Below are 7540 nucleotides of genomic sequence, written 5' to 3'. Positions count from 1 at the left end.
GTGGGCTTGTAAAACTCCGCGCTTTAATTTAACCCCCACTACACCCACAAGCGCCCCGCGTCCTCGGGGGCGGGGGTTAGGGCCGGGGTGTCCCGGGGCGGGGGGCGCGGGCCCCCCCGCGCGCCCCGGGGGCGATCGCCCCGGTCCGGGGGTGTTGTGCTGGGATGGTCCGCGTTCTCGGGAAGATCAACGAGGAGGGACCCTTCCATGCGCTTGGCACTGACCGCCGCGGTTCTCGGGCTGTCCGCGGGGGTGTTGTCCGGCTGCGGCGGTGACGACGGCGCGCAGAACGCGTCCCCGGCGACGACCACCACCACCGCGGCCACGTCGAAGGCGGCGGAGGAGCCGGAGGCCGAGGGTCTGACCGGCACGTGGGAGCCGATCAACGACAGCCCGATCGCCACCCTCACCATCACCGGCACGACCGCGCGGACCACCGGTGAGCTGGCCTGCCCCGGCACGATCGCCGACGCCGACTCGGCCAAGCCGGCCCTCACCCTGGACTGCACCACGCCGAACGAGGACCGCAAGCGCGGGACGCTGGAGCTCAAACCGGACGGCTCGGCGCTCGTCGTCACCTGGGAGGGGCCCTCCTGGGGCGGCGCGATCGACAGCTTCGAGCGCGCCGGCTGACCTCGCCGGGACCGGAATTGTCGGACCCCCTCGCTAGCGTCGCCGCATGACTCTCCCCACCGCCGCTGACGAGGCCCGTTTCTGGGCGATGCTGGAAGACGCCTGGGCCGGTCTCGGTCCCGGCCCGAACGAGGTGCGCCGCGCGTTGGCCAAGCGCGACGTGTCCGAGGAGGCCTTCGAGGAGGCCGCCGAGCTGGAAGAGCACCTCGAAGGCGTGCTGCGGGCGTTGGCGCGGGCGTGCGAGGGGCTGTCCGCCGAGGAGCTGACCGCGCTGGACCGGGTCGTCGAGCGCAAGCTGTACGACATCGACCGGGCGGACGTGCAGGCGGTCACCGACGGCTCGGACGACGGCTTCCTGTACGCGCGCGGCTTCGTCTTGGCGCTCGGCCAGGAGTTCTACGAAGCCGTGGCCCGCGATCCCCGGGTGGCGGTGGTGGACGCCGAGTGCGAGGCGTTCTGCTACTTCTTCGCCCACGCGCACGCGGACCGGTTCGGGGACTTCCCCGGTACGGGGTCGGGGATCTCCCGGGAATCGTGCTCGAACCCGGCGGGGTGGCCCCGGTAGCCGGTACCGTCGAAGTCGTGATCGACTTCGAGAAGCAGTCAGTCTTCAAGCTGGCGCCGTGCCGGCCGGAGGACATCGCGTCGCAGGTGTCGCCGATCCTGATCCAGGGCGAGCAGATCGTGTCGAGCTTCAAGACGGTCCGGGACTTCGTGGTGTTCACCAACAAGCGCGTGATCGCGGTGAACGTCCAGGGCATGACCGGCCGCAAGAAGGACTTCACGTCGCTGCCCTACAGCCGGGTGCAGGCGTTCTCGATCGAGACGGCGGGCACGTTCGACATGGACGCCGAGCTCGACCTGTGGTTCAGCGGCCTGGGTCAGGTGCGGCTGGAGTTCAAGGGGCACGCCGACGTGCGGTTGCTCGGGCAGATGATCGCGACGTTCATCCTCTAGCCGCGCCAGGGGTGACGCCGCCGCCAACCGGTCGTGCCCGCCGGCGCCGGCGGCGGACACGCTGCACGCCGGCGGCGGGCACTCCGCACGCTGGTCACGCGGACACGCTGCACGCTGGTGGCGGCGGGCACACCGGTGGCCGGGGTCCGGGCCGGCACGCCCTGCCGGCAGGAGCCCTCAGGCCGCGGCCGATCGGCTCGGCGCCGGTGAGGTCGAGCGTGACCGATGCGGGCACGTGCGCGGCCAGGTCGAGCGTCCCGACGCGGGCAGAGCGCGGCCGGGTCGAGCGTCACCGATGCGGGCACGTGCGCGGCCAGGTCGAGCGTCCCGACGCGGGCAGAGCGCGGCCGGGTCGAGCGTCACCGACGCGGGCACGCGCGCGGCGCGGTCCGGCCTCGCGCGAGGCACGGCGCCGAGGGGTGGTGATCAGCCTGTGCCGCAACGGGTCGAGCGCCGTCACACCTCGTACATCAACGAGTTCCACCGCTCGACGAAGACCTCACGGGGTATGGGCTTCACCGGGTCGTCGTGCGGGTCGATCGGCTCGTCGGTGAGGCCGCCGTACGCGTCCTCCATCCGCCGCCACGAGTAGCGGTGCATCCCACCCGCCGAGGGTAACTCGATCTGCCGGATCGCGATCAGCTCACCCTCGTGCTCCACGGTCTCGTAGAGCGCACGCGCGCCTTCGTCCACCCAGCCCTCGACGTCCACGAACTCGAAGTACGCGCGCGGCCGGTCCGACTCCTCCAGAGCGCGGTAGAAGGCGACGACGTCGTCCATCCGGCTCGAGATCCCGATCATCGGACCGAACGGGTCGTGCCGTCCCACCCGACCAGCGCGTCGGGCAGCACCTCCGCCAACTGCGCCGGGTAGACCGTGGCGTCGGTCGACGCCAGTTCCTCCACCGACCACCACCGGTGCCGGCGAATGGTCCGCTGCTCGATCTCGTTGAACCGCGAGGTGTCCACGTCGACCGCCTCCACCTTTCCGACGAAGAACCACTCGACCGCCGCGTAGTTCAAGCCGTCGAAGGCGAACACGGCGTGCCGCTTCCACACCGGACCGACCAGCTCGTCACCGGAGACCTCGACACCGGTCTCCTCGAACAGCTCCCGCACCGCCGCGGTCCGGACGTCCTCCCCCGGCTCGACCCCACCGCCCGCGGTGAACCAGAACGGCTCGTCCGGCCGGTTCGGGTCGAACCCCTCGAACAACAGCACCCGGTCCTCGACGTCCAGCAGCACGACCCGCGCCGACACGCGCTGGGTCAACGTGGACGCCTCGGCGTCACCGCCGGGTTCGGCGATCTCGAAATAGGACGGCGTCGGCGCGGTGCCCGCGAGCCGCAACCACCGCACGGACCGACGCCGGCGCAAGGCCAACGTGTCGCGCACGGCGTCATTGTGCACCCGACGGGCCAGCACCACCCGCTGTTCCGCATCGGACAGCTCGGCCGCCAGCGCGGGCTCCAGGACGGACCGGTCGAGCGCGTCCAGCAACGCCGACAACCGGTTCTCCGCCGCCTCGCGGTCCGGCCGCGCCGACCGCTCGGCCCGGTCCGCCGCCGCACGCAGCTCCGGCTTGCCGCACACCGCCGCCACCGCTCGCGTCACCACCGCGCGCCGCGCCAGGGCGGCGTCCAGCGCCGCCCAGGCCGCGTCCGTGCGCACGTGCAGCCGGTCGAGCCGGTTGGCCGTGCCGAGCGTCCACGGGCCGACCAGCACGGCCAACGCCAGCAACACCAGGAACGTCGTCGCGACGCCGGAGCTCGTCACGCCTCACCCACCCGACGCGGGTCCGCCGCCATGGCGCTCTCATACACCCGCACCACCTGGTTCGCGACCACCGACCAGTCGAACATCATCACCCGCTGCCGCGCCGCGTCCACGTAGTCCGCCCGCCGGCCGGGGTCGGTCAGCAGCTCCCCTAACGCCCGGGCCAGCGCCGACGAGTCGCCCACCGGGGTCAGCACGCCCGCCTTGCCGTCGTCGAGCACGCGGCGGAACGCGTCGAGGTCGCTGGCGAGCACCGCCGCGCCCGCCGACATCGCCTCGGTGAGGATGACCCCGAAGCTCTCGCCACCGGTGTTGGGCGCGCAGTAGACGTCCACGCTGCGCAGCGCGCGCGCTTTCGTCTCGTCGTCCACCATGCCGAGGAACACCATCCGCGACGCCAGCTCCGGCCCCGCCTGCTTGCGCAGCTCGTCTGCGTCGCCGCGACCCACCACCAGCAGCCGCACGTCCGGCGCGTCGAGCTCGCGGAACGCCTCGAGCAGCACCGGCATGCCCTTGCGCGGCTCGGTGAACCGGCCGACGAACCCGACCGTGCCGCCGGGTCGCGGGTAGCCGTCCAGGGGCGTCGCGTCGGCGAAGAACCCGACGTCGACGCCGTTGGGGATCTCCACCGCGTCACCGCCGAGGTGCTCCACCTGCACGCGGCGGGCCAGCGCGGACACCGCGATCCTGGCGGTGATCTTCTCCAGGAACGGCTGCAGCACCGCCTGGAACGCCGAGAGCATCTTCGAGCGCGGCGTCGACGTGTGGAAGGTGGCCACGATCGGGCCGTCGGCCACCATCAGCGCCAGCATCGACAACGACGGCGCGGTCGGCTCGTGCAGGTGCAGCACGTCGAAGTCGTGCTCGGCGATCCACCGCCGCACGCGGGTGAACGACACCGGTCCGAACGAGAGTCGCGCCACTGAACCGTTGTACGGGATCGCGACCGCCCGACCGGCCGAGGTGACGAATTCCGGCACCGGCGTGTCGTCGTCGACGGGCGCCAGCACCTCCACCTCGTGCCCGAGGCCGCGCAGCGCGCGCGCCAGGTCGACCACGTGCGCCTGCACTCCCCCTGGCACTTCGAAGGAGTACGGGCAGACTATGCCGACCTTCACGCGGATTCCCCCCGGCGGGCCAGGACCCGGCGCAGCGCCTTCTGCCTGCTCTCCGGCAGGTCGGCCAGCCACAGCTGCTGCATCATGTGCCAGTCGGTGGGGTGCGCGGCGATGTCGGCGGCGAACACGTCGGCCATCTGCTGGGTCGCCGCGGGCACGCCCGCCGTGCCGGGGACCCGGATCGGCGGGTGCAGCCGGATGACCCAACCGTCCTCGGTGAACCAGAGGCCGGCCGGGATCAGCGCCGCGCCGGTGGTCGCGGCCAGGTGCGCGGGGCCGGCGGGCATCATGGTGCGCTCGCCGAAGAACGTCACGGGCACGCCGCCCGCGGTGAGGTCGCGGTCGGCGAGCAGGCAGACGACCTGGTTCGCCCGCAGTCGTTCGGCGAGCACGAGCGCCGGGTTGCGGTCGCCGCCCGTCAGCGGCACGACCTGGAAGCCCAGGCTCTCCCGGAACGCGATGAACCGCCGGTACAGCGACTCGGGCTTGAGCCGCTCGGCGACGGTGGTGAACGTGCCGCAGTGCCCGACCAGCCAGACGCCCGCCATGTCCCAGTTGCCGCAGTGCGGCAGCGCGATGACCGCGCCGCGTCCCTCGGCCAGCGCCGCGTCCAGGTTCTCGACGCCGGTCATCGTCCGGTCCAGCTCGGCGTAGAGCTCCCGCTGGTCCAGCGACGGCATCCGGAACGCCTCGCGCCAGTACCGCGCGTAGGAGCGCACGGCCAGCCGGACCAGCTCGTCCAGCTCGGCCTCGCCCGCCTGCGGCACGACCCGGCGCAGGTTGGACCGCAGCTGCCGCACGCCACCGCCGCCACGCCCGGCGGCCCGGTCGGCGACCGCGTCGAACAGCGCCCGCGCCGCCCTCTCCGGCAGCAGCCGCACCAGGCGCCACCCGGCCGCGTAGCCCAGGTCGACCAGGGTGCCCTTGATGTCGCGAGCGGTCACGTACCGAGCTCCTTCGCGGCGCGGCTCACGGCCAGGATGCGCTGCACCACGGTGATCGACACCAGCGCGGCCAGCAGGTACAGCGCCACCGGCAGGACGTAGGGCACGCCGAGCCCGTGCAGGCCGACGCCGACCAGGGCCACGATGAACCGCTCGGCGCGTTCGGCCAGCCCGCCGTCGGCGGAGAGCCCGGACGCCTCGGCCCGGGCCTTCACGTAGGACGTGACCTGGGCGCCGACCAGCGAGACCAGGGTCGCCGCGGCCAGGCCGTGCTCGCCCGCGCCGAACGCCCACCAGGCGATGGCGGCGAACAGCGCGCCGTCGGCGATCCGGTCGCAGCTCGCGTCCAGCACGGCGCCGAACTTCGTGCCGCCGCCCTGCGCGCGCGCCATCGCGCCGTCGATCAGGTCGAACAGCACGAACACGGTGACCAGCGCCGCGCCGGTGAACAGCTGCCCGCGCGGGATGAACCACAGCGAGACGGCGACGGAGCCGACGGTGCCCAGCACCGTGACGGCGTTCGGGGTGAGGCCGCGGCGCAGCAGCCACGCGCCGATCGGATCGGTGACGCGCGAAACGGACGCGCGGGCGAAGATGTTCAGCATGGGGTGGCGGGGCACCTACCGACGGGGACGAAGTGGTCACCGGCAGCCTAACCACCCAGCTCAGCCGAGCTTGCGGTGGTCCCTGGAGATGTGCTCCAGCAGGTCCTCCAGCGCGTCGCCGCGCACCGCCAGCCGTTCGAGCCTGCCGAACAGGGCCAGGTACTCGCGCACGTCGTGCGGGTCGGTGATGGTGGCGTTGCCGGTCAGCACGCTCAACGTCACCACCCGCTCGTCGTACACCTGGAACCCGTGCAGGGCCACCATGTTCGCGTCCGCCGTCCACGGCACCACGCCGAGCTGCACATTGGGTCTTCGGACGATCTGCACGAGGTGGTCGATCTGCTCGCACATCAGGTCCGCGGACCCCATCCGCCAGCGCAGCGCGCTCTCGGCCAGCAGGAACACGAACCGCTTGCCCAGGTCGTCCATCCGGGCACGGCGGCTGCGCAGGGTGGCGATCGCCGTGTCCTGCTCGTGCGGGGGCATCGTGTTGTGCACGACCCGCAGGTAGTTCTCGCTCTGCAGCAGCGCGGGCACACCCGCGTTCTGGAAGAAGCGGCTGGTGGTGGCACGGGCCTCGATGCGGGCCACGGTCTGCTGGTGGCGGTGCGCCCCGCGGTGCAGCACCACGCGGCGGGTCTCCGCCTCGGCGTGCAACTGACGGGCCAACTCCACCAGCTCGACCCTGGTCTCCCTGGTCGCGGACAGCTCGGCGACCAGGCGCTCCACGTCGGTCACGGACGGGAGGAGCATGCCGTTCTCGATCTTCGACAGCTTGGACTGGCTCATCCCGGTAGCGCGCGCCGTGGCCGTTCCGGTCATCTTGGCCTCGGTGCGCAGCCTTCGTAACTCGCGCGAGAGCCGTTCTCGGGCCAGCCGCGAACGCTCAGGTGCGGTCATGCAACGCACCGTATCGACGCTCACCCCTCTTGACGATCGGCCAGGAAGGTGTCTGAGGCCGCGCCGGCCGTCGCCCGGGGTGATCTGGGACACGTCGGCGGCCGTTTCGGCGAGCGCACGTGCATCCAGTCGTGCAGGTGCGCTTGCAGCAGGTCCCGGGCCTGCGGGTGATCGTCCTGGCGGCCGGCGGGCCGCCGCGGGCCGGGGTCAGAACGAGACGCGGAGCAGGACCAGGTCCTTCTGCACCAATCTGATCTCGACGCCGGTGATGTCGGACCGGGCCAGCTCGGTCGTCGCGGTCGGCCGGGTGGTCGAGCCGGGACCGGCCGTCCAGGTCGCGACCCGCACCGCGGCGCCGTCGGCCAGGAGCACGTGCAGGGAGTAGGCGAACACGGGCGGCGGCGGCCCGTCCGGCACGGCGTAGGAGCACAGCACGTCGATCCGGGTGCCCCACGGCTCGTCCACCAGCCGCACGCTGGCCGTCACGGGGCTCGGCATGGTCTGGTGCAGCTCGACGTCGGGCGGGGGCGTCGGCGTGGTGGTCGAGGTGGCCGGGACGGTGGTCGCGGCGACGGGGGCGGTCGGTCGCACGGCCGTCGCGACCGCCG

The 7540-nt window shown here is 72.6% G+C and carries 9 protein-coding genes and 1 pseudogene; 3 read left to right on the top strand and 7 right to left on the bottom strand.

All coding sequences use genetic code 11. The features are described 5' to 3' along the window. Window positions 1-207: 207 nt before the first annotated feature. From ABTZ99_RS44170 to ABTZ99_RS44160, 3 genes are read left to right on the top strand one after another with little or no spacing between them, the layout of a single operon-like run. Window positions 208-633 carry a hypothetical protein gene (locus tag ABTZ99_RS44170; protein ID WP_499619127.1) on the top strand — a complete coding sequence of 142 codons (426 nt, stop codon included), beginning with the start codon at window positions 208-210 and terminating at the stop codon, window positions 631-633. Between the two features lie 46 nt (window positions 634-679). After that, window positions 680-1198 carry a DUF4240 domain-containing protein gene (locus tag ABTZ99_RS44165; protein ID WP_498778792.1) on the top strand — a complete coding sequence of 173 codons (519 nt, stop codon included), beginning with the start codon at window positions 680-682 and terminating at the stop codon, window positions 1196-1198. 17 nt (window positions 1199-1215) lie between these two features. Beyond that, window positions 1216-1590: a PH domain-containing protein gene (locus tag ABTZ99_RS44160; protein WP_053714859.1), complete on the top strand. Its 375-nt coding sequence runs from the start codon at window positions 1216-1218 to the stop codon at window positions 1588-1590. 456 nt (window positions 1591-2046) lie between these two features. Here ABTZ99_RS44160 and ABTZ99_RS44155 read toward each other — a convergent pair whose 3' ends face one another. The 7 genes and pseudogenes from ABTZ99_RS44155 to ABTZ99_RS44125 form a co-directional block, all read right to left on the bottom strand. Then, window positions 2047-2391, bottom strand: a complete 345-nt coding sequence (locus ABTZ99_RS44155; RefSeq protein WP_498778795.1) for a hypothetical protein — start codon at window positions 2389-2391, stop codon at window positions 2047-2049. Beyond that, a complete protein-coding gene (locus tag ABTZ99_RS44150; RefSeq protein ID WP_499619124.1) occupies window positions 2388-3365 on the bottom strand; it encodes an NUDIX hydrolase in 978 nt (325 codons plus the stop codon). The genes ABTZ99_RS44155 and ABTZ99_RS44150 overlap by 4 nt, the downstream gene beginning before the upstream one ends. Then, a complete protein-coding gene (locus tag ABTZ99_RS44145; protein ID WP_498778799.1) occupies window positions 3362-4483 on the bottom strand; it encodes a glycosyltransferase family 4 protein in 1122 nt (373 codons plus the stop codon). The genes ABTZ99_RS44150 and ABTZ99_RS44145 overlap by 4 nt, the downstream gene beginning before the upstream one ends. Next, the gene (locus ABTZ99_RS44140; protein ID WP_498778935.1) at window positions 4480-5412 is read right to left on the bottom strand and encodes a phosphatidylinositol mannoside acyltransferase; all 933 of its coding nucleotides are present in this window, start codon (window positions 5410-5412) and stop codon (window positions 4480-4482) included. Before ABTZ99_RS44140 ends, ABTZ99_RS44145 begins: the two co-directional genes overlap by 4 nt. Before the next feature lie 11 nt (window positions 5413-5423). Continuing rightward, window positions 5424-6032: a phosphatidylinositol phosphate synthase gene (gene pgsA, locus ABTZ99_RS44135; protein ID WP_230565608.1), complete on the bottom strand. Its 609-nt coding sequence runs from the start codon at window positions 6030-6032 to the stop codon at window positions 5424-5426. Window positions 6033-6092: 60 nt separating this feature from the next. After that, window positions 6093-6932: a helix-turn-helix domain-containing protein gene (locus ABTZ99_RS44130; protein WP_499619121.1), complete on the bottom strand. Its 840-nt coding sequence runs from the start codon at window positions 6930-6932 to the stop codon at window positions 6093-6095. 207 nt (window positions 6933-7139) lie between these two features. Beyond that, a pseudogene (locus ABTZ99_RS44125) lies at window positions 7140-7540 on the bottom strand (hypothetical protein); the annotation flags it as partial.

This window comes from Actinosynnema sp. NPDC002837, from assembly GCF_040295345.1.
Classification (GTDB): domain Bacteria; phylum Actinomycetota; class Actinomycetes; order Mycobacteriales; family Pseudonocardiaceae; genus Actinosynnema.
This window is presented reverse-complemented; position numbering and strand designations above follow the sequence as displayed.